The organism is Melioribacteraceae bacterium, from assembly GCA_030584085.1.
GTDB lineage: Bacteria > Bacteroidota > Ignavibacteria > Ignavibacteriales > Melioribacteraceae > SURF-28.
This window is the reverse complement of sequence record CP129490.1, coordinates 1,921,248-1,944,378: the sequence shown is the minus strand read 5'-3', so window position 1 is coordinate 1,944,378 and position 23,131 is coordinate 1,921,248. Positions and strand designations below refer to the sequence as shown.

The 23,131-nt window shown below is 35.3% G+C and carries 13 protein-coding genes; 11 read left to right on the top strand and 2 right to left on the bottom strand.

Annotated elements, in window-relative coordinates; genetic code table 11:
• Positions 1–381 precede the first annotated feature (381 nt).
• Together QY331_08860 and QY331_08855 are read left to right on the top strand one after the other, a co-directional pair.
• Complete coding sequence (locus tag QY331_08860; protein WKZ68063.1) at positions 382–4,386, top strand: FlgD immunoglobulin-like domain containing protein; 4,005 nt, start codon at positions 382–384, stop codon at positions 4,384–4,386.
• Between the two features lie 527 nt (positions 4,387–4,913).
• Complete coding sequence (locus tag QY331_08855) at positions 4,914–8,384, top strand: FlgD immunoglobulin-like domain containing protein (protein WKZ68062.1); 3,471 nt, start codon at positions 4,914–4,916, stop codon at positions 8,382–8,384.
• 339 nt (positions 8,385–8,723) lie between these two features.
• Here the strand turns inward: QY331_08855 and QY331_08850 are convergent, their stop codons facing one another.
• Both QY331_08850 and QY331_08845 read right to left on the bottom strand, forming a co-directional pair.
• Positions 8,724–8,993 carry a co-chaperone GroES gene (locus tag QY331_08850; GenBank protein WKZ68061.1) on the bottom strand — a complete coding sequence of 90 codons (270 nt, stop codon included), beginning with the start codon at positions 8,991–8,993 and terminating at the stop codon, positions 8,724–8,726.
• 13 nt (positions 8,994–9,006) lie between these two features.
• Entirely contained in the window at positions 9,007–9,246 is a 240-nt protein-coding gene (locus QY331_08845) for a glutaredoxin domain-containing protein (protein ID WKZ68060.1), read from the bottom strand.
• Positions 9,247–9,382: 136 nt separating this feature from the next.
• Between QY331_08845 and QY331_08840 the strand changes: the two genes are divergently transcribed.
• The 9 genes from QY331_08840 (at position 9,383) to QY331_08800 (ending at position 23,087) form a co-directional block, all read left to right on the top strand.
• A complete protein-coding gene (locus tag QY331_08840) occupies positions 9,383–10,717 on the top strand; it encodes a pitrilysin family protein (protein WKZ68059.1) in 1,335 nt (444 codons plus the stop codon).
• Positions 10,717–12,216: a pitrilysin family protein gene (locus QY331_08835; GenBank protein WKZ68058.1), complete on the top strand. Its 1,500-nt coding sequence runs from the start codon at positions 10,717–10,719 to the stop codon at positions 12,214–12,216. Before QY331_08840 ends, QY331_08835 begins: the two co-directional genes overlap by 1 nt.
• A 132-nt stretch (positions 12,217–12,348) precedes the next feature.
• Positions 12,349–12,981 (top strand): sterol desaturase family protein, encoded by a 633-nt coding sequence (locus tag QY331_08830; GenBank protein ID WKZ68057.1) that lies wholly within the window; start codon positions 12,349–12,351, stop codon positions 12,979–12,981.
• Positions 12,982–13,014: 33 nt separating this feature from the next.
• Positions 13,015–14,661, top strand: a complete 1,647-nt coding sequence (locus tag QY331_08825) for a glycoside hydrolase family 9 protein (protein WKZ68056.1) — start codon at positions 13,015–13,017, stop codon at positions 14,659–14,661.
• Between the two features lie 142 nt (positions 14,662–14,803).
• Entirely contained in the window at positions 14,804–16,078 is a 1,275-nt protein-coding gene (locus QY331_08820) for an RAD55 family ATPase (GenBank protein WKZ68055.1), read from the top strand.
• 80 nt (positions 16,079–16,158) lie between these two features.
• Positions 16,159–18,984 (top strand): tetratricopeptide repeat protein, encoded by a 2,826-nt coding sequence (locus QY331_08815; GenBank protein ID WKZ68054.1) that lies wholly within the window; start codon positions 16,159–16,161, stop codon positions 18,982–18,984.
• Positions 18,985–19,244: 260 nt separating this feature from the next.
• Positions 19,245–20,684, top strand: a complete 1,440-nt coding sequence (locus QY331_08810) for a glycosyltransferase (GenBank protein WKZ68053.1) — start codon at positions 19,245–19,247, stop codon at positions 20,682–20,684.
• Positions 20,685–20,703: 19 nt separating this feature from the next.
• Complete coding sequence (locus tag QY331_08805) at positions 20,704–21,189, top strand: hypothetical protein (GenBank protein ID WKZ68052.1); 486 nt, start codon at positions 20,704–20,706, stop codon at positions 21,187–21,189.
• On the top strand, positions 21,180–23,087 hold the full coding sequence (locus QY331_08800; GenBank protein ID WKZ68051.1) for a hypothetical protein: 1,908 nt from the start codon (positions 21,180–21,182) through the stop codon (positions 23,085–23,087). The genes QY331_08805 and QY331_08800 overlap by 10 nt, the downstream gene beginning before the upstream one ends.
• The last annotated feature ends 44 nt before the right edge of the window (positions 23,088–23,131 follow it).

Below are 23,131 nucleotides of genomic sequence, written 5' to 3'. Positions count from 1 at the left end.
AATGATGAAATAAAAATTGTGGTCAATATGTGACATTACTAGCATAAATTCAATATAAGAAAGCAAATATTAAATAAGAATCTTATTCTCATTAAATAAATATATCAAAAATAAGATGCATTATCTTTTGATAGACTTGATTTTATTCTTTAAAACTCATATGTTCTATTAGTATTTCTCAGTAAACTTAAACTTCTTTAAAAAAGTAAAATCGAATCAGCCAAAGCAAGTAACAACCAGCCAAAATATGTTTTGTTCTGAAGTAACGAGAGAACCAGCCAACACGCATAGTCGCAAGGATGTAATTGCTTTGAGGGAAGCAACAGTACTAAGTTAAAAAATCCAGCCACTATTTTTTAACTAAACATAAAGGGTGCTTTTATGAAACTCAAACTACTACTACGTATGTTTTTACTACTCTTTTTCTTAAGTCTTGTTGGGCTTAATGCTCAAACAACTCCTGTAGTGCCGTTTGACGGATCGAATGAATCCTATAACTCTACAACAAACACGAACAAAGTTGTTAGCTATATGGAAATTATTCAGTCGATTAATGAGGTCTTCATTACTGGAGGTAATCGACTTGTCGAAATGCAAAATTCCGATGGTACTTGGGGTTGGCCTCTTGAAGGCAATAATCCGACTAATACGATTGGTCCAATTGGAATGGGTCTTGCACAAGCATATCAACAAACAGGTGAGCAAACATTCCTCGATGCACTGCAAAAAACTGGTGATTTATTGTTAACAAAAACAGTTTTCTCTCCAAGCGATGGATATCTAGCAGATGAATTGGATAGAATCTTTGGAGTAAGTACATATACAGATTACGTCAAAGCAAATTTTTATGATAAGCTTGTTAATGGCAGCTACGAAAGAGATGGTAACTTCTATAATACTGAAGACTATGTTAATTATATCAGAACATATAGAAGTGGTGGTCAAGCTAACATGGCAGCTTGGGATATTGGGCTCGGGTTAGTTGGTGCCGCAATGTGCGGTGCTAGCACTATCGAATGGATTGATGGTGTAAAAGCTGAAATTGACGAACTCGATGGGAATGCATATTATGATGTAATTGGTCTTGCTGGTGCATTGTACGGTCTCGCTTTTGTGGGGGAAGATTATGATCCAACCGCTGGTGAACATGCAGCAGCAAGTAGTATAAACGATTTGGCAGATATCTTAGTCAGCTATCAAATTAATTATGGTGGCTTTGCTTGGAATAGTGACTATGTAATTCCTGATGACGCTAATGAAGCTTTACAAGAAACAGCTTATGCGATTTTAGCACTTAATGAAATTGATAGAGCGAATTACCTAACTCAAATTGAAGGCGCTGCAAATTTCATAACCTCAGTTCAACTTTCTACTGGTGGATGGGAAAATTATTTGACATCCGGAGAAAATAATGAGATTACAGGCGAAGCACTTTGGGGATTAAGTATTTCATTCCCAACTGGAATTTCGAATGAAACTACTGGTGTAAACTATCCTTCATTACAAGTGGCAATTAATGAAGCTTCAGAAGGTGATGTAATTGTTGTAGAAGGTGGAACTCACAATGCGATCAGCATAAGTAACGATGGCATTACTGTAATTGGTAAAGACGGTGCAGTAATTAATTATAGTTCACCTGCAATAGTTATAAATGCAAGTAATGTTACTATTACTGGGTTTACATTCAATTATAACCCTAGCTATTATGCAATAAGAATTGACGGCGGTTCAGATATAGCGATTCATAATTGTAAATTTTTAACTAAGTGGGGAATAAATAATCTTACATCCAATACTATTGATGCAAGAAATAATTATTGGGATGACCAAAGAGGTCCAACACATTCATCAAATCAACTTGGCGAAGGTGCAGTTATTACAGATAATGTGAATTATTCTCCATGGTGGATTGATGACACTTTTACAAATTGGACAGGATTTACAACTCCCCTAAATGGATTAACTGGTGTTTCAATTGAACCAACTTTCACTTGGCCTGAAGCGGCTAACACAAACAGTTATGCATTGTTTGTATCAACTACCAATGATTTTTCAAGTCCTTCTACTAATCCAAACGTAATTTATTATGTAAACCAAGGTAATAATATTACTAAAGTAATGAGTGAACTTGAAGATACTTTCCCATTAGTCAACGGTAATAAATATTATTGGAAAGTTGCTGCAAGAATAGATGGAGTCTGGAAGCACTCAAAAGCATGGGAGTTTAATACTGCACCTGAAGTAAATGTATCTATTGGTCATCCTGCTGAAGGTAGTGTTATCTATACTAATTCTACAATGTTTACTTGGTCAATTGGACAGGCAATCGGTAGTATGAAATTCAAACCACAGATCGTAAAAAAAGCTACGCAACCAGATGCATTGGATTGGTCTACAACAACACTTACGGAAATAACAACTAACACATATCGCACATTTTCACTTTGCGGTGGCAGCAAGTATTATTGGAGAGTTGTGGTATTAAATAGCAGTAATCAAGTAATTTCCTTTTCAGATGTAACTTCATTTACAACTTCTGGTGGAACAACTGTAGTTGCGACACCTTCTTGGCCAATTGGGGAAGCATTGGCTTATACAAACACTCCTACACTTTATTGGTATTTAGATCAATATGCACCAGGTGTTAAATATGAAGTCACTTATGTCGCTTCAACTACCGGTGATCTTGATGGAAACGGAAGATTAATTGGTGGGATTACATTACCACTAACTAGTAACCTTTATTTAAAATTACCGACACTTTTACCTGGTACTCAATATTATTGGCAAGTCCGTTCAGAATATAATGGCACTTTTGGGGAATATTCTGATGCTGAAAGCTTCATTACAAATGGCAGCGGTACGTTGCTGGTTCCAACTCCTTCTTATCCAACAGATGATTTAGAAATCTATACGGTTTCACCGACATTTTATTGGTATCTGGAAGGAAGTTCTTTTGGTCTTACTTTCGAAATCCAATTCGGCCCTCAAGGTAATGAAAACACTTTAACCAGCCAATCAATTTATAAGAAAATAACCGGGCTTACGCCAGGCGAAACATACAAGTGGAGAGTCCGTTCATTTAATGGTATTTCTTATAGTGATTGGTCAGATTATGGTACATTTAAGATAGCCGGAGGTGTCACAAGTTCAACACCAGTCCTTAATTTCCCAATTGGTGAAGAAACTGTTTATACTAATAGACCGACTTTTTCTTGGTATTTAGATGGTTCATCATTAGGAATAACCGGTTACGTAGTTAAATATTCAACAAGTGATTTAACGGGTTCGTGGGGAACTACAAATCTTGGTACACCGGATGCAACTGATGGTCAGTTTGTAATCAACAATATTTATACGACTTTGTGGAAAGTTACTGCTGACTTAAGTTATGGGGAACAATATTACTGGGCTGTAGCTGCAAAAGATGCAAGCAATAATTTATCTACTTTCTCATCTACCGAATCATTTGTATTAGCAGGTGGACCAGGTTCGGGTAATGTTGAATTAACCATGCCTATCGGTGGTGAAACAATTTATACTGACTCACCAACCTTTAGATGGTATTTTACGGGTTCAACTCTTGGAATCGTAAGTTATCAGCTGGCTTATTCTGATAATGGCGGCTTATCATCATGGGTTTATGTAACAACAGATAAGACATTCTTTACAGTAAATAATCTTTCAGCCGGTGCAACTTACAGCTGGAAAGTTAGAGCATATTATGGTGGATCGGTTTATAGTACTTGGTCAACCATAGAAACATTTACGATCGATAATGGCTCAACAATTGCACAGCCAATAGTTGGTGGCCCTCATAACGTGACTTTAAATCAAGCTAATGTCACACTATCTTGGATCAATCCTATTCAAGGAAATGAAGATGTTACGTATGAAATTGAGTTCTCAACCTCAGGCCATTTTCAAAATAGCGAAGTATTTGAGTCATCACAAAAATATCAGCAAGTAAATAATCTTTCAGAAAATTCTGAATACTTCTGGAGAGTTAGAACAAAATCTGCGGATGGAGAATATTCTAATTATTCAACCACGGGAAAATTCAGTACCGATAATAGCGTTACCTCAGTCGAAGAAGATATTGTTCCGGTTACATATTCACTTGATCAAAATTATCCGAATCCGTTTAACCCGGCTACGACAATTTCATACTCTTTACCTAAAGCTACTTATGTAACAGTAAAAATATATAACACACTCGGTCAAGAAGTGAAAACTCTATTAAGCCAAGATATGAAAGCCGGTGTGCATTCGATTAATTGGATAGGAGATAATAACTACGGACAAAAAATATCTAGCGGTACATACATTTATCAAATTGTTGCCGGTGAATTTATGCAAGCAAAGAAAATGGTCCTATTAAAGTAAGCAATTCATTTAGTCCGATTTAACTGCGGTCTGAGTGCCGCAGAATTTAACTAAAAAATTACTAACGAAAATATAGGAAGACGAAAAATGAGAAAGCTGGCATTAACCTTATATATGTTTTTTCTTGCGATGGTGATCACCCTCTCACTCATCGCTTGTCAATCAGCATTCTTTTAGCACCTGAATGCTTTGTGAATAATAGCCCGTCAATTCAAAATGGCGGGCTTTGTTTTATATCACATAATGTCTTATTTTTAATTTCTGGTGTTGCATGTCTTTAACTATTTTCGCATTATTTGACTAGTTAAAATGGCTGCATTTTAGTATATCTGGAAAAAAGACAAATACTCGAAGTTTTTACTTGACAGATTAAAAAATACATGATATATTGAAATTACCAGCCAAAAAAGTTTTACCTCTTTTATTGAAAACGAACTTAAATCTACTTTTGAGGGAAAGTAGATTGATTAAAATAAAATTAAACCCAGCCAAAGTTTATTTTATTCACAAAGCATGAGGGTGCTTATATGAAACTAAAACTACTAACCTTATTAGCTAGTTTGCTTGTCTTTACTAGCTTAATAGTTGGTCAATCACCAACAGGACTCAATAATCAAATAAGTGGTACAATTGAGATACCAGCCGGATTAGACCCAACACTTGCCGACGGAACTCCTTATGACATATTGATTATAGAAGATCCGAGCGGAACTCCATCTTTAATCCAAACGCTTGATTTCGTTTATGATAATCTAAATGGAAATTCAGTCCCGTTCGCTGGTAACTTGAATTATAGCTCAGACTACTCATGGGCAGTTCAAATAGACGGTTATGGATATACAACTTATTTACAATATCAAACTGATGCAATTTACGGCGAATATTTGTTCTCAACGATTGATCAGCTGACTGCAGCTTCAAATTTAGCTCCAGATGGATTAGCTGACCAGACATTGACACCAACATTAACCTGGGATCCGGCTACAGGTGGAACAATTCCTTACACATACACAGTGAATATCTATGATGATGCATTATTAACATCACTCGTCTGGAGTGGAGTTCTGAATAGTGGTGATCCGGTTCCCGGCGGTCAGTTAGATTTCAATACAAATTATTGGTGGGAAGTTGTGACCGATGATGATTCCGATCCGGCACAACAAGAAACTTCAGTAGATGCTCAATTCAAAACCGGTTTTCCAGATCTCACATTGGACACGCCGGCTGATGGATTCAGTTCTTCAGACAGAACTCCGACATTAACATGGAGTACTGCTTCACCTGTATCGAATGTAACATATACTTTAGATGTTACAGGAAATAATGGTTTTGCTCAGAATTCACCTGAAACAAGTCCTTATACTTTTGGTGCAAATCTTAATTATGGTACTTATACATGGGATGTGACTATTGATGATAGCAATACACCTTTAGACAATACTCCAGTTTCGTCATCAAATGGACCTTGGACATTTGATGTAGTTCCTGAACTAGTTTCTCCTGTAAATTCAATTACCGGAGTATCTATTAAACCAACTCTTGAATGGGTGGATGATGGTGTTGCTACCGGTTATAGAATTCAAATTGCTACTTCTACGGATTTTGTAGGTGATCTCGTTTTAGAACATAGCGTAGGGGCTGGAATTGATAACTATAAATTTAATGGTTATTTCCATCCTGAAATTCCTCTCAATAATAATACAAAGTATTATTGGAGGGTAATTGCTGAAGTAGGTGGTAATGATTATGCCTCACAACCTTGGTATTTTACAACTGTAGCAAATATTAATATTAGCTTGTGGAATCCAGGCGATAATATAGAACTTTATTTATATGATCCTGCAACTTTTACATGGAGTATTAACCAAGCTCAAGGTTCACTTAAGTTCTTCTTGCAAATAATTGAGCAACCACTTGCACCAGATTATGTACAATGGGCAAGTTTTGAAATTACTGCTGCACAAGGAGCAAATCCAGTTCTATGGTTTGATAATATCAACGATTTATACCGAGCAGTTAACTCGTTAGACGGTGGTTCAAAATTTTATTGGAGAGTTTGTGCATACTATGATGATGGCAGCGCATCAAATGTATTCGATTTCGATGATCGAGTTGTCAAATATTCTTCAGTTTTTTCATTCACAACCAAAGGCGGAGCAGTAAAAGCATATCCAAGTTGGCCGATAGGCGGACCGATATATTATTTAGACCCGACATTCTACTGGTATACAATGCAGTGGGAGCCGGGAGCTCATTTTACTGTAATGTATTCAACAGATAATACAGTAGTCGGAGATTCTTTAGTAAACGGAGTAACTGAAGTTTACGCCGGAACAAATACATATGTATATATCGGAACTGATTTAAATCCGTCAACAACATATTATTGGCAAGTAAGAACACGTTACGGAAATGAATACAATTATTCATCAGTTGCAGAATTTACGACATATGATGCCCCGGGTTTAGTACCGACGGCAGCTAATCCGTCATATCCAACCGGTGGATTAGAGATATACACAACAGCACCAACATTTTATTGGTGGATAGGTGCAATGAATGTTGATGTGAATTATGAAGTTGAAGTTAGCACAGATAACACTTTCGGAACAATAGATTTTACATTTGGACCTACAACTGACTTGTATGTACAAGGCAGCGGATTATTACCGGGAGAGTACTACTATTGGAGAATCAAAGCTTCGAAGACAGGATATCCTACTGTCTATTCATCAACTGCAGAATTTAGTGTAACCGGAGGACTTAACAGTTATCCGGTAGCCAACTGGCCTGTGGGTAACCCAACAGTTTATACAAACACCCCGACACTTTCTTGGTACTTTGAAGGTTCAACGTTAGGTTGGTTCCATTACAAAGTTGTTTGGTCAAAGAAAGATAAGACGCCGGCAGAATGGTTGACACAAGTATTAGCAAATGATTCAATCTATGTAACAGCAGATATGAATGAGACCTTCTACACCTTTACCAGCCCCTTAGAATATGGAGAAACCTATTATTGGGCAGTAGCAGCGCATGATCATCCTGCTGGTCCATATTCTGATTTCGCAGAGGGTAGCTTTACAATTGCCGGCAACAATGCAAGTATAGTACAAACAAATCCTGCAAATAATACGGTAGTCTTAACAAAGAGTCCATCATTTTACTGGTATGTAACCGGTTCGTTGTTAGGAGTTACACATTTTAGAGTAACATATAGCAATACAGAGTTATTCAACGCAAACGTGGAAACTGTGACAACAACTACAACAAATGCGAGTGTTAACTCACCATTAACTGAGGGAGCTACATATTGGTGGTATGTAGAGTTATCTTATGATAATGGAGTAACCTGGGAAAATCCATCAAGTACTTGGAAGTTCACAGTAGATCCGGGAGCCAACGCAGTAGTCCCGATGGTAGGCTCACCAGCCAGAGGAGTAACGATCAGTTCAAATAGTCCGACGTTATCCTGGTTTTTACCCGCACAATCACAATCAGCCCTCTCGTACGAAGTTGAAGTATCTAACAGTTCAGACTTTAGCAATGCAACGAAGTATGAAAACCTTGAGCAATTAAAAGCAAAGGTAACTGAATTATCAGATGGAGAATACTTCTGGAGAGTAAGAAGTAAGACAGACGGATCAACATCGGAATATTCATCAGCGGGTAATTTCAAGATAGGCAGTGTAACTAGCGTAGAGGATACTGAAGAGTTACCGTTGACATACAATATAGATCAGAACTATCCTAATCCATTCAATCCAACGACAACGATAAATTACTCATTGCCTGAAGCAAATCATGTAACAATAAAGATATATGATATGTTGGGACAAGAAGTAAGAACATTGCTAAGCCAAGAAGTAAAAGCAGGCAGACACAGTGTAGAATGGAAAGGTGATAACAATTACGGAAGCAAGGTATCGAGCGGAACGTATATATACAGGATAAGTGCAGGAGAATATATGCAAGCCAAGAAGATGATTCTTCTAAAGTAATACTATTTATTTTTTGTAAAAATTTAAGTGCGGCCTGAGAGCCGCACAAACTAACTAAGAATAAAAATTTTGAAAGAAGAGAGAGGAACCTAAAATGAAAAAGCTTGCACTTACAGTTTACATGTTTGCTTGGGCAGTGGTGATTACACTTTCATTAATTGCCTGTCAATCAGCATTCTTTTAGAAATAATTGTAATCGATAAATAAATAAAAAGGCTGCTCAATATAGCAGCCTTTTTTTGTATAGCAAGTATCATTGCTCGCTTATGTTGTATATTCGGAAATTTCTAAATAAGGGAGATAAAAAAAAGCGACGAAGGATCGTCGCTTTACAAACACTTATTCTACTACTGCTAAAATATCAGCTCTTTGAATTATCTTATAATCTTTTCCCTCGACAGTTATTTCTTCTCCGCCATATTTTGCATAAAGTACTTTATCACCGACTTTGATTTTCTCTTGCAGATCTTCATCGGTTCCGACAGCAACAACAGTACCCATTATCGGTTTCTCTTTGGCTGAATCGGGAATGATTATACCGCTTGCTGTTTTAGATTCTTGCTGCATTGGTTCAATTAGAACGCGGTCATCCATTGGTTTTACTTTCATTACTTATTCTCCTTTATAGATTTAATAATTTATCAATTTTATTTTTGTCAAAACCCACTATTGGTCTGTTATTAATTAATATAACCGGTACACCGGTTTGTCCGGTTTTTCTCTGCATATCTAATGCAGCTTTTTGGTCCTTGGAAACATCGACGTCTGTAAAACGAATTTTATTTTCTCTGAAATACCGCTTAGCGGTATTACAAAAACTGCAAGTCGGTGTGCTGAATAAAATAACTTTTGGTTGATTCATTTTCTCTCACATTTTTTCTTGGGTAAGATGCAAATATGTGTAGAATAGATTCATAAAAATTAGCAGAAAAATCATAAAACTTGTATCTTGCTTAGTCTTTTAACAAACAATTTTCTTAATAAGCATCGGAGGGGGAATGCGGATTACGTCATTACTTTCCTTATTTATTCTAATAATTTTCATAGCTTTAAGCATGAATGCACAAGAAAAAATATTTCCTTATGAGGTTCATCGTCATGTACTTGATAATGGTCTCACGACGATAATTATCCCGATGGAAAGTCCTGGACTTGTTTCCTACTATAGTGTAGTAAGAACAGGAAGCCGGGATGAATGGGAACCTGGTAAATCTGGCTTTGCACATTTTTTTGAACATATGATGTTTCGTGGAACTGAAAATTTCCCGGGACCGGTTTATGATAGTTTGGTAACTAGTATTGGAGCTGATGCAAATGCCTACACAACAAATGATAGAACAGTTTATCATCTCAACTTTGCGAGCGAAGACTTGGAAATGGTAATGAATCTTGAATCAGATCGTTTCCAATATCTTAATTATTCAAAAGATGATTTCCAAACAGAAGCCGGAGCAGTTTATGGTGAATACCGGAAAAGCATTACAAGTCCGTGGTCGGTAGGTTTCGAAAAAATGTATGATATGGCATTTGATAAGCATACATATAAACATACTACTATTGGATTCGAAAGAGATATTAAGCAAATGCCCGAACAATACGAATATAGTCTAACCTTTTTTGATAGATATTACAGACCCGATAATGTGATACTTTTAATCGTTGGTGATATCAACCCAGTGGCAACGTTGGACTTAGTTAAAAAGTATTATGGGAATTGGAAACCCGGTTATGTTGAACCACAAATAACTCCGGAACCTCCACAGAAAACTGAACGCCAAGCTTTAGTAAAATTTGATGGTAAAACCTTACCTTTACTTATGATTGGATATAAAGGAGACGGATTTGATGTAAATAACAAAAATCTACTCGCAACTTATTTACTTGATGATCTAGCTTTTGGTTCGACGAGCGATATATATAAAAAGTTAGTTCTTACAGAACAAAAAGTGCAGTTTATTTCCGCCGGATTTAATTTTTCACGCGATCCCGGATTATTATTTATTTACTCTATGATAAAAAATCAAGATGATGTTGACTACGTTCGAGATGAAGTTTATATAACTCTGGAAAAGTTTAAAACAGAATTAGTAGATGAGAAAAAATTAAACGATCTTAAAAAGCGAACAAAGTATCAATTCTTAATGGCCCTCGATACTCCTGATAATGTTGCATCTGTTTTACCGTCATTTCTTTCCTATACTACAACTGTCGATGTAATTGATGATCTTTTTAATAATTTAATGCAGATCACACCTGAAGATATAAGAACAGCTGCGAATTATTATTTTCAAGAAAATAGAAGAAATGTAGTAAAAGTTGAGGGGGTACAATAATGAAAATGAAATTTAATTTTATAATTCTATTAACGGCTTTAATTATGTTAACAGCATGCTCAAATAAATCTGAAGATAATATTATTCTAATGCCAGTTAAAAATGACCCTACTGTTTCTATTAAAATATGGTTTAAAGTAGGTTCACAAAACGATCCTGAAGGTAAGGAAGGATTAGCTTCATTGACTGCAGCAATGCTGTCAGACGGGGCCACAATAAATAATTCATACGAAGATATTTTAGAAAAACTATTTCCGTTAGCGTCAGGGTATAATTGTAATTCATCAACGGAAATGACAATATATTCAGGACGAACACATGTCGATAATATTGATGAGTATTATCCATTATTCGTTGATGGATTCTTAAACCCGGCATTTGAAGAAACGGATTTCAATAGACTTAAAGATGAGACACTCAATTACTTGAAAACAAATTTGAAATATTCGAGCGATGAGGAACTTGGTAAAGCTGTATTGTACAATGAAATTTTTGAAGGAACACCATACGGACATATCTCTCCCGGTACAATATCTGCTTTAGAAAGTATAACTCTTGAAGATGTCAAATCATTTTACAATCAATATTATACTCGAAGCAATTTCGTTTTGGGAGTTGCGGGTGGCTATGAAGAATCTTTAGTTGATAAACTGCTCGAAGACTTGAGTAAACTTTCGGAAAACAAACCTGCAGAAATTGCTAAACCAAACTTTACTCCTATTGAAGGACACCAAGTTGCAATTGTAGAAAAAAATGCTCCGGCAACTGCAATTTCAATGGGTTTCCCAATTCAGATTTTACGCGGGTCAAAAGATTGGTATGCATTGGCGATTGCTAATTCTTGGTTTGGCGAACATAGGAATTCAAGTTCACATTTATACCAAGTTATTCGTGAAGCTAGGGGATTGAATTATGGCGATTATAGTTATATAGAAAATTTCCCGAATGGCGGATCTAGACAAATGCCTCCGACAAATGTTTCCAGACGACAACAAATTTTCGAAATTTGGATTCGACCTGTTCCTAATGAAACTAAACATTTCTCTTTGCGTGCAGCTTTACGTGAGTTAAAGTTACTTGTTGATGAAGGATTAACTCAATCAGAGTTTGAGCTAACCAGAAATTTCCTCAAAAAATATGTTCTTCATTACGCTCCAACCACAAGCGAAAGATTGGGTTATGCTCTTGATGATAAATTTTATGGAATTGAAGGTAGTCATTTAGAAAAATTCAGAAAAATGATGGATGAAATGACTCTTGAAGATGTCAATAATGCGGTTAAGAAATATCTACAATACGATAATATTCAGATCGCTATTATTACGAACAATGCAGATGAATTTAAAAATGCACTAGTGAATAATACGTCCTCGCCTATAGAATATTCTTCACCAAAACCTCAAAGTGTATTGGATGAAGATGTGCAAATAATCAATTATCAATTGCCAATCAAAGAAGAAAATGTAAAAATAATCCAGCTTGAGGATTTGTTCTTGTAATAGAATCTTTTCATCCGGTTAGGGGAGTTCATATGGAACTCCCTAATCTTTTTATACTACCTATACTTATTTACACTCAATCTCTTTTTATTTATATTCGCTGAATAATTAAAACAAACAGAGGATTTTACTATGGCAAAAAATTATGTTTCGAACAAAGATGAAACAGTCAGAATGTTTGAAAATGATTTTTTGGAAGCTTTATCTAGAGTGCATTGGACTGTACCTTTGTGGTTGTTTACACCTGTTGTTCTATTCTTTCTTTATAGGGGAATTTTTACTTTCAACATCTCGTTAGGCACAATACTGTTATATTTTATAATAGGTTTATTTATTTGGACATTTACAGAGTACACTTTGCATAGATTTATTTTTCACTTTAACGCAAAAAGTAAATTCGGTAAAAAGATACATTTTATGTTTCACGGTGTTCATCATGATTATCCAAAAGATTCAAGAAGATTAGTAATGCCTCCGGCTGTTTCAATTCCACTTGCGACTTTATTCTATATCTTATTCTATTATATTTTTGGCCCTTATTTGGTCGCACCATTTTTTGCAGGTTTTATAGTCGGTTATATTTTTTACGATACTACGCATTATGCTATTCATCACTTTAATATGAAAAGTAAATTCTGGTTGGCTATTAAGAACCACCATATGTTACACCATTACAAACATTCTGATAAAGGATTTGGCGTAAGTCAACCGGCGTGGGATCATGTTTTCGGAACTACATATCCTGAAGATACAATTCAAAAGTAGAACTTTTTTCAGTACTCGGTTTATAATAACATTATGAAAAACTTTATCACGAAAGCGAGGCTTGGCCTCGTCTTTTTTTTATTAATAATAAACATAGTATCGGCTCAAGTATATTTCCGTCTAAATCAATTAGGATATTTACCTAACGATATAAAGACTGCAATCATTCTCTCCGATAATGAACTTCAAGGAAGAGAGTTTGTTGTTAAAAATCAGAATGGTAAAATTTCGGATCGTGGTATTATAAAGCAGTCAATAGGGGAGTATGGAAATTTTAGATATATATACGAAATAGATTTTACTTTACTATCCAGTATCGGAAAATATTATATCCAAATTGCGGATTTTAGATCACCAAAATTTTCGATAGATCACCGGTTGTATAATTCAATTACCGATGCTGTACTTTCGTTTTATAAAGTACAAAGGTGTGGTTACACTTCACCAGTAGGACATGAAATTTGTCACATTGCAGATGCCACAAGTCTTATTGAAAATGGTGTTAATAAGAAAACTTCCATTGATGTAACTGGTGGATGGCACGATGCAGGTGATTATACAAAATTTCTAAATACGACCGCATTTACAACCTACATGCTTCTCTTTGCCTATGATTTTGATCCGGTGAAATTTGGGTTTGATAATAATCGTAACAATATACCAGATATTCTAGAGGAAGCAAAAATTGGACTTGATTGGTTAATAAGAGCATCTTACAATTCAAAATTTATAACACAAGTTCAAGATGAAGATGATCAGACAGTTGGATGGAGAATGCCTGAAGATGATCCATTACAATTCGATCGTCCGGCTTTTGTTGGTATAGGTAAAAATTTAATTGGTATTTATGTCGCAACTCTTTCATTAGCAAGTAGAATCTGGCAGGAAACACTCAGGTATAATTCTTTTGCAGAAAAATGTTTAACACTTGCCGAAAATTATTATTCATTAAGAAATAATGTTCCAAACATTTCAGGTGCGGGTACTGGTGTTTATATTGATAAGTCTTTTGAAGGTAAAATGGCATTAGGCGCTGTTGAACTCTATTTATCTACGAATCGGCAACAATTGTTAGATGAAGCAAGAACTTATGCAGATTTAGCAAAATCTGATTATTGGTGGAGTTGGGGCGATATAAATGCTCTGGCTCATTATAGGCTATCATCTTTTGATAAGACGCATGTTGAATTCCTAAAAAATAATCTTGAGCATTTTCATGAATTCAGCAAAGAAAATGTTTTTGAGCGGGGAGTTGATGTTTCTTGGGGAACTAATCATGCAATTCTTGGTGTAGTTTTACAAAATATTTTTTATGAAAAATTAACCGGTGACAAGTCATATTCAATTATGGCTTCAAAACAAAGAGATTATATTTTAGGAAGAAATCCCTGGGGGGTATCATTCGTCTCAGATTTTGGTGAAATTCACACAAAGTATTTTCATCATCAGGTGGCTCATTTTAATGGTGGTAAAATACCCGGAGCAGTAGCTGCAGGGCCAATTCCAAAATCAATATTAGAAGAACGAAAAATTGAATTTGAAAGACCTGATAGATTTGTTAAATTTCAAACAGAAGATATGGTTTATTTCGATGATAGGATGGATTATATCTCTAATGAGCCGACGATTTCTTCTAACGCAACAGCTTTATTTGTTTTTGGCTTTTTTTCATCGAGATAGACATTTTGTCTTAAATTGAATCATTCTCGTTATACAATCTCATAATTGGATTTTTACGGATAAAAATATTGCCAAAAATTAGCATAAACACACATTTTGTGGCATATTGATTGCGTAACAACTCTTGAAAAAAGAGGTTAATATGAGTTCTAGTATCCGATTAATATCATCTGGTTTTAACTTTTTAGATAAAAAGTGGGGTGGGATATACCGCGGCGGTAGTTATATGCTTATTGGACCAAGAAAATCAGGCAGAACATTACTTGGTTTGCAGTTTGCATTAGAAGCAGCTAAGTCGCAGGAAGTTTGCCTTTATTTTACCACTATGCGTCCGAAAGATTTAATGATTCAAGCAGCTTCATTAAATTTTGATATTCAGTCATACATGAACCAAAATCTCATAATTGTAGTCCGAGTTGCCCCTCCAAATGAAGTTTATGATACTCCTAATCCGGACGATTATTTAGTTGAATATATGAATGACATTATCACGGTTGTTAATCAATATAATCCACAGAGAATTATATTTGATGAATTAACTCCCTTTATAGGTTTCCGAAATTTAGAAATGATGAAAGATTCATTTTTAAAAACGCTTGAACATATTGAAGAGAGAGATGTTAGCAGCTTATTTATTATAGGTGAACCTGCAACCGAAAAAGCAGAGGAGATAGTAGATTCGCTTGCACAGTTTGTTACAGGATTAATCTATTTGCGAAAGTCTGGCAAAAAGTTAGAAGATCGTTTTCATGGCGGGCAAGTTATAATTAGCCCGAATGTCGGTCATACAGAAGGTCAATTTTCATCGGAATATAAAATTGAACCCTACAAAGGGGTAACAACTGATTACAAGAGACGCGAAGAAACAAAAGTAGTAACCGAAAGAACTGTAAACGATGAATACTCGAAATTTTCATCAATAAAAAAATCAAATGGAAATGGGCATCATTCTTCTGATGCAGGCGGTTATACTAATGTCTATACCTATAATGATTTTCAGTTGATTCTTAATAACCAAATTGCACTTTACAAAAGTACCGGTCAAACTTTTAATATTGTCTCATTCAAGCTAGATCCTACGGCAATTAGTAAGGGCTTATTAACATTGAATCAATTGCAAAATGCAATTCGTCTATCTAGTGACAAGAAAGATAAAATTTGTGCTTTTGATAATAAGGTACTAGTTTTATTGGTAAAAAGTAGTTCAAAGAATGTGATTTCGCTTATTCAAAATGTTCAAAGTAATTTACCGAGCACAGATTTTGATTACTTGAATGCAATACAAGAATATATTTCTATTTTCTCAATAGAAGTTGATGAAACAATAGATAACGCAGAGAGTTTGATAAAACATGCTATTGAAGCAGATAGAAATATGGGGAACCCATATACTCCGCTCACAAAATTCAATGAATAATGAACACCTGTTCTAAAATATTCATTATTCTCACACTCCTCCTTTTTACAACATCGTTTGCTCAAAATACCTCGGAATCCATGAAACGACGTGCACTACAGCACATGCAAGCCGGACGTTATGGCGAGGCTATTGATCAGTTAAATAAATTTATCGCACAAAATGCTCGTGAGGGAGAAGGTTATAATTTACGCGGTCTTTGTTATGAACAACGCGAAGAATATCAACTTTCTGTCCTTGATTTAAGGAGAGCAACAAGGCTGGATGCAACAAATCAAGAATACAGAAATAATCTGGAAAGAGTTTTAAATACATGGCACCAAATTTTATATCAAAGAATCGATGGTTATCAAAGAGAAATTGCAATTGATCCCATCAATCCATTTAACTACTTAGAAGTTGGTAAATCATATCGATGGTTGGAAGAATGGGCAATAGCCGAATTATGGTATGACAGGTATTTGGAGCGCGATAATAATGCATCTCCTGATGAAATCATACGATACACAGAAATATTATCACATACTGGTTCGATTCGCAAAGGAGAAATAAAATTAGCCGAATGGGTACAAAGACATCCCGATGATTGGCGCCTCTGGAGTCGTTATGGTTATTTTACAATGTGGTTGGGAAACTTTCAAAATGCTGAACGAGCATTCAGAACTGCACTAAGTTTTAAACCGTTCTTTAAAGAAGCTGAAGACGGATTAGATTTAGCATTACGACAAGGATATTTAACAAGAGAATCTCCGCGTTCTTTCGAAAGAGAGGAATATCCTATTGATAGATATTACAGGGTTCTAAGAAATAATCCTAACGATGATGGAGCTCGTTACGCATTAATTGATTATTTAATGCAAGAAAAACGATATGAAGAAGCTTATCAGCAATTACTTTATTTAGCCCCAAACCATGAAGGTACATCAACTTTTGAATCTTTGAGAGAACGAATAACAACAACAAGAGAAGAGTATTATACCGCAAAAATTGATACTGCCCTTGGTATTCTAAAGGAAGATCCAACGGATAGAGAAGCACTCATTCAAATGGTTGATTATTATTCGAACATGGAAGATTACGAACCTGTGGAAGAATTATTAAATGAGTATTTAGAATTAATCCCAAATGATGATGAACTTCGATTCAGGCTTGCAAAAGTATATTCATATCAACGCAAACTTCCTGAAGCTTATGAGCAAATTTTAATAGCCTTAGAGAATAATCCGAATAACCCGGATTATTTACTATTGGCCGGACAAATTCCTGTTTGGGATGACTCTGATTTGGATGCTGCCGAAGAAAGACTTGAAAAGGTATTGCAATTTCAACCAAGTAACATAAACGCTATTATTACACTCGGTACATTGAATTTTCAACAGCAAGAATTTGAGACTGCCCAAATATACAATCAACGCGCGATGTCATTAGCTCCGGATAATCCTGATGCCCAACAATTAAATTCAATGCTTGAATTACATTTTATTCGAGAAGAAGAAAATAGACGTTTCGAAAGATTGAATGAAGGTAGAACACTAGCTATGAATGGTTATTATAATGATGCCATTCCTTATTATGAAGAATACTTTAGTGAAGTCACCCCTACAACTGACTTAAAATATGAACTAGCAGATGTTTATGTAGGTGCTGAAAGATATTATGATGCGATAAATATGTACGATGAAGCATTAGCGGAATCTTATGACCTGGAGATGGACAAGCTTCGTGCAAAGGTAATGTATTGGAGTGATGATGCCTCTAGAGCGTTGCCCGAGTTTGAACGCTTGACTCAAGAGGATCCGTATGATACGGAAATTCAACTTTATCTTGGTGATACTTATTCAAAATTGGAGATGTTTGATAGCGCCAGAACCGTTTACAATAATATGCTTGATAATAATTTAGGACAACCCGAATTAGTTGAAGAAAGAATAGGGTGGCTGCCAATTCGACCCGAAGACGAAAGCTTTTTTACTCAAGGTATAAGATATCTAGGAAGTTATCTCTTAACGTATATGGTTGTGCAACCTGTAGCTTACGTTTTTATTGACGATCTAGATTTTCATTACAATTACTTCGGCGGAAATTTAGAAACTAGTTTCCTCCCATATTTAAGTGGTGGTGTTACTTGGATGCGAGGAAGATTAGAAAATGATTTTGGTGGGTTTAACTATACTGCCTTTAAAGGAAATTTATTTATTAGACCAATCGATGATTTGCTATTCCGTTTTAGCTATGGTGAAATGTATTCACCGGGCATTGTGCGTACCCCGATTGTCGAAGCTGGTGTTAAATATGATTATAAACATAAGGAAGGATATAGTTACGGTGTTGATTTATCATATACTCGTACTGATGCCTCAACCATTTTATATTCTCCTGGTTTAGTATTTACACGGTTAACCGGTGAACTTGCCAACTTAAAAGGATATTATGAATTTGAAACTAATATCAAGCTTGATCTTACTTATCAATTAATTAGAACGAAAGAGGGTAGTGCAATTCTAACAAATGGACTAACAATTATTCCTGAAAATTTGGGGAATAATTTTATTGGTAGAATTGGAAGAAAATTTTATCCGAATCTTTTGATAGGTTATGAATATTTATTCTCAGATTTCAAGTATACAGTTCCAGTCTATTATAGTCCCCAAGATTTTAATCAACATAGTGTATTCGCTGAATGGATGATTCTTAAAAACGAATTATGGGAAATAATGGTTGCCGGTAAACTTGGCTATATTCCACAAAGTGATTACGTAGTTAGGGAATTATCCGGACGAATTTATTACAATATTTCTGACACATTTCGTCTAATGGCAACCGGATTTGTAAGCAATTCATTTAGAGAACAATCCGGATATACATCCGCTTCTGCGTCAATAAGCGCGCTCTGGTCAATCTATTAGTCAAATTACTGTCTGATTTGGATAAAGCAACGTTCGTCTTATGTGTTACTTTAATGATTCTTTTGTAAGTTATTTAGTTGCAATGATTTAATTTAAGAGTTATATTCACATAAATTGTGTATAAAATTGAGGCATGATTCCGCTTATGTTCTCAATTGGAACAAGATATCTTATAAATAATTGTGAATTTAGCTTAATTAGAAGACTTTTATTGGCATTCAGTTTGTTTCTTAAATTTGTTATCAATATAGATTTCAAATATGCAAAATCGACTTCAAAAATATAAAATAGCTCTTGATAATAGAGAGCGTAAAGAACCAAAACGAAATGAGGGCAGAGATAAATTAAGAGCAATCATTATATCAGGATTGGTTTCACTCTTTTTATTAATTGTAATTTTAGTAACACTTCCGCTTACAGTTCTGTCTTGGAGTGGTTTATTTGTATATTCTTCCATCGTTGCACTCGTAATTTTTCTATTCGTTTTACTCTTTAGGTACTTTTCGATATTAGTAATGGCTTACCTTTATATCACTAAATATTCGGTTGAAGACAAGGAAGGCTATTATCCATTTGTTTCCATCATTGTCCCCGTATATAATGAAGGAAAGATTTTAAGAAGTTCAATCGAGTCATTGCTTGATATTGATTATCCAAACTATGAAATAATTGTGGTTAATGATGGTTCAACTGACAACACGGCCGCGGTAGCAGAAGAAGTAGTTGGTTATCAACAGGGAAGATCGGCACTTGTAAAAGTTTCATTAATCAACAAACCGAATGGTGGTAAATCAAAAGCGCTTAATGCAGGTATTCAATACTCTGAAGCTGAGTTTGTATTGTGCATGGATGGTGATTCTCAACTATCATCTAATACATTAAAGATGGGTGTTAGACATTTTGTAGATCCCAATGTCGGAGCTGTTGCTGGAAACGTAAAAGTTGAAAATCGTAAAAAAGTTTTAACTGATCTTCAGGCACTTGAGTATGTTGAAGGTCTTAATATGCCAAGAAGTGCGCAGGGCTTTTTAAGAATGGTCAATATTATCCCGGGTCCAATCGGAATATTTAGAAAAAGTGCACTCAGGGATGCCGGTTATTATTCAAGTGATACTTTTGCGGAAGATGCTGACATTACTCTTAAAATATTAGAAAAAGGTTGGAAGATAAGTTATGAACCTAATGCAATAGCTTATACGGAAGCTCCATCAAAATTACATCAACTCTTAAAACAAAGATATCGTTGGACAAGAGGAATTTTACAAGCTATAAGAAAGCATAGAAAACATATATATAACCCAACAGTTAATTTTAACAATACTCTTATACTTTGGTCAATGTTTTATGAAGCCTTAGTTTGGCCTGCGATGAATATTTTTGCTAATCTGTTTTTTATTATTGCTGCATTCTACGGTATGTCAAGTTTAGTCTTTTTCTGGTGGGTCGGTATTATGTTGTTGGATATGATGGCCGCAATTTATTGTATTGCTGCTGAAAGAGAAGAATTTAGACTTGTACCTTACTCAATTGTGTATCGGTTGATTTTTATTTTGCTTATCGACATCACAAAAGCGATGGCTACAGTTGAAGAGTTTTTAGGTATCAGTATGACTTGGGGAAAATTAGAACGTTCCGGAGTCGGGTCAACAACAAAGTCTATCAATAAACCGGATAGCGGTGTTAGATATAAAAAAGTTTAATTTATAATGGGAGTGCACTATGGAATTAATTCCTATACTATCCTTAATAGTTCTTGTTGCAACAATATCTACATTTATCCTTGCGGTGGGGGCTTACATACTTTACAAAATTCGAGAACGTAAAGGCAAAACAGCTCAAGCTCCTCAACCTTCAAGCATACCGGCAGAGTTAGTTGCTCCGACTCCTGTGATTGCCGAGCAACACACCGGCACCGGTATTAGAAGAACATTCGAGGAACCTTATCCTACAAGAGAAAGGACCGGAGAATATCAAAGAATGCCGGCCTACGAACCGCAACGAGCCCAAGGTGGTCCGGAAATGAGACCTACTTATGTTTCATCACCGCCACAATCGCCTTCTAGTAGCAGATATACGTCTGCTTCTGAAGACCGCTATTCAACTTCAGAACGTAAAAAGTTCATGCGCTATACAAAAGATGGTTATGTAGAACCGACAACCGAACGTGAAAAGAAGAAAAAAGAGGATCAACTTAAGTGGCGATAACCAGAGAACCAAAGGGTCTTCGGGTTAATTACCTGATAATATTTTTAAGCGGCTTAGTATTGCTTGCTGCAGCAATACTAATATTTATGCTTGTCGTAAAAAATGTGTATGGTAATTATGAGTTATCTGAAATTCTTCCTTCAAGGGAGAACTTAAATGTTCTTACTTGGGATAAACAAAAGAAAGTTGCAATTCTATATTCAAACTATACAGAAAATATGCTTCCCGAAGGGAGTACGTGGATAAGTGATAACATCGACACTTGGGAAACATTTATAAAAGCATCACGTATGAATTACGATCTGATTAGCGATCAAATTATTGAACTTGGCGAACACTTTGAATATCCGGTTATCATTTTACCCGCAGCCAAATCTATGAGCGACAAGCAACTGATTCAATTAAAAAAATATCTAGAAAACGGTGGAAGTATATTTGTAACTAGCGGAATCGCTACATATTCAGATGAAGCTAAATGGCGAGGTTGGGAATTTTTTACTGAAACTTTTGGGATGAATTTTTATAAAGAAATTCATCCACGTGATTTTGAACGAAAGGTACATACTCTGAGAGGTAACTTACCATTAACAGCAGGCATCCCAACAGGGTATTCCTTAAAAATTGCAACTTGGGATAGACCTATTTATGCGGAAGTTTTAGAACCACGAACAACACAAGTTAGTTTCTGGTATGACTATACCCGTGAAGCTGGTCTTGTTATGGAAGAAATTAAAAAAAGTGCTGGTATTGCTTATGGTACTTACGGCAAAGGTAGATTTGTTTGGTTTGGTTTTGAACTCAATTCAGTGCTGGGTGAGCAAGAAGATTATATCTATTTCGAAAAATTGTTTAACAATAGCATGAGTTGGCTGACATATAGACCTACGGCTTATATTAAAGACTGGCCGGCAACTTATGATGCAGCTATGATATTAGTTCCAATAATTAATGAACAACCCTCTAACATAAATAATATTTTACCGATTGTTAACAAATATAAACTTCCCGCATCGGTATTTGTGCATCCGCAAACAGCAATAAATTATCCGTCATTAATCAAATCGCTTTCGGGCAAGGTAGATATCGGACCTATAGTTGATGTAGGTTTCTTAGAATCACCATTTGACACAATAAACGCACTGTATGATAGAGAACTTCAATTCGCAAATATGGGAATAGCCAAAGATACTTTGGAATCTATTAGCGGTTCCACAGTAAAAGGATTAATGCCACAGTATGGTTATTATGACGATAATACTATTCTTGGGATGTCAAGATACGGCTATGATTACCTAGTAACCGATTCTTTGACGGACAGATCTGTTCCAAAGATAGTTTTTCGAAATGAAAAACCTATTCTCATCATAACAAAAACTGCACGTGATGATTATGAGGTTATTGAAGAATATGGGCTAACTAATAAAGATTTTCAGCGCTATACTTATGAAGAAGATATTAATAGACTGTTGTTTGAAGGCGGACTTTACGTATTAAAAATTCACACTGAATATCAGTTGCAACCACAATATGTTGATGTAATGAATGATGTTATAAAATATGCTAAAGACAATAATATTTGGTTGGCTTCGGTTGATGATATCTTAACATGGTGGAAAAGAAGAGGAAACATAGAAGTTAGATACGAATGGAGAAGTAAAAGAAGAATTAGTGTAGAAGTAACAAATCCTTCCGATAATATAGTAGAAGAATTTGTTGCCGAAGTAAATATTAATAAACCTGTAAGAAATGTCAGCATCTCATCGGAAATAATAAATACCGATATCCCGGAATATGAATTTGATCAGGGTGCAAATGCGATATACATGTATGTGAAAAACTTAAAGCCAAATGAAACTCGTATTTTCTTGATTGATTTCGAAAATGAACTTCCATTGTAAATGATAAAGAATTTGGGATTTATTTATCGATTAGCTAAATATTC

What these genes read in the sequence shown, in the direction of transcription:
- QY331_08860 (WKZ68063.1), top strand. Translation starts at nt 382, where the DNA reads ATGAAACTCAAACTACTACTACGTATGTTTTTACTACTCTTTTTCTTA.
- QY331_08855 (WKZ68062.1), top strand. Translation starts at nt 4,914, where the DNA reads ATGAAACTAAAACTACTAACCTTATTAGCTAGTTTGCTTGTCTTTACT.
- QY331_08850 (WKZ68061.1), bottom strand. Translation starts at nt 8,993, where the DNA reads ATGAAAGTAAAACCAATGGATGACCGCGTTCTAATTGAACCAATGCAG.
- QY331_08845 (WKZ68060.1), bottom strand. Translation starts at nt 9,246, where the DNA reads ATGAATCAACCAAAAGTTATTTTATTCAGCACACCGACTTGCAGTTTT.
- QY331_08840 (WKZ68059.1), top strand. Translation starts at nt 9,383, where the DNA reads ATGCGGATTACGTCATTACTTTCCTTATTTATTCTAATAATTTTCATA.
- QY331_08835 (WKZ68058.1), top strand. Translation starts at nt 10,717, where the DNA reads ATGAAAATGAAATTTAATTTTATAATTCTATTAACGGCTTTAATTATG.
- QY331_08830 (WKZ68057.1), top strand. Translation starts at nt 12,349, where the DNA reads ATGGCAAAAAATTATGTTTCGAACAAAGATGAAACAGTCAGAATGTTT.
- QY331_08825 (WKZ68056.1), top strand. Translation starts at nt 13,015, where the DNA reads ATGAAAAACTTTATCACGAAAGCGAGGCTTGGCCTCGTCTTTTTTTTA.
- QY331_08820 (WKZ68055.1), top strand. Translation starts at nt 14,804, where the DNA reads ATGAGTTCTAGTATCCGATTAATATCATCTGGTTTTAACTTTTTAGAT.
- QY331_08815 (WKZ68054.1), top strand. Translation starts at nt 16,159, where the DNA reads ATGAAACGACGTGCACTACAGCACATGCAAGCCGGACGTTATGGCGAG.
- QY331_08810 (WKZ68053.1), top strand. Translation starts at nt 19,245, where the DNA reads ATGCAAAATCGACTTCAAAAATATAAAATAGCTCTTGATAATAGAGAG.
- QY331_08805 (WKZ68052.1), top strand. Translation starts at nt 20,704, where the DNA reads ATGGAATTAATTCCTATACTATCCTTAATAGTTCTTGTTGCAACAATA.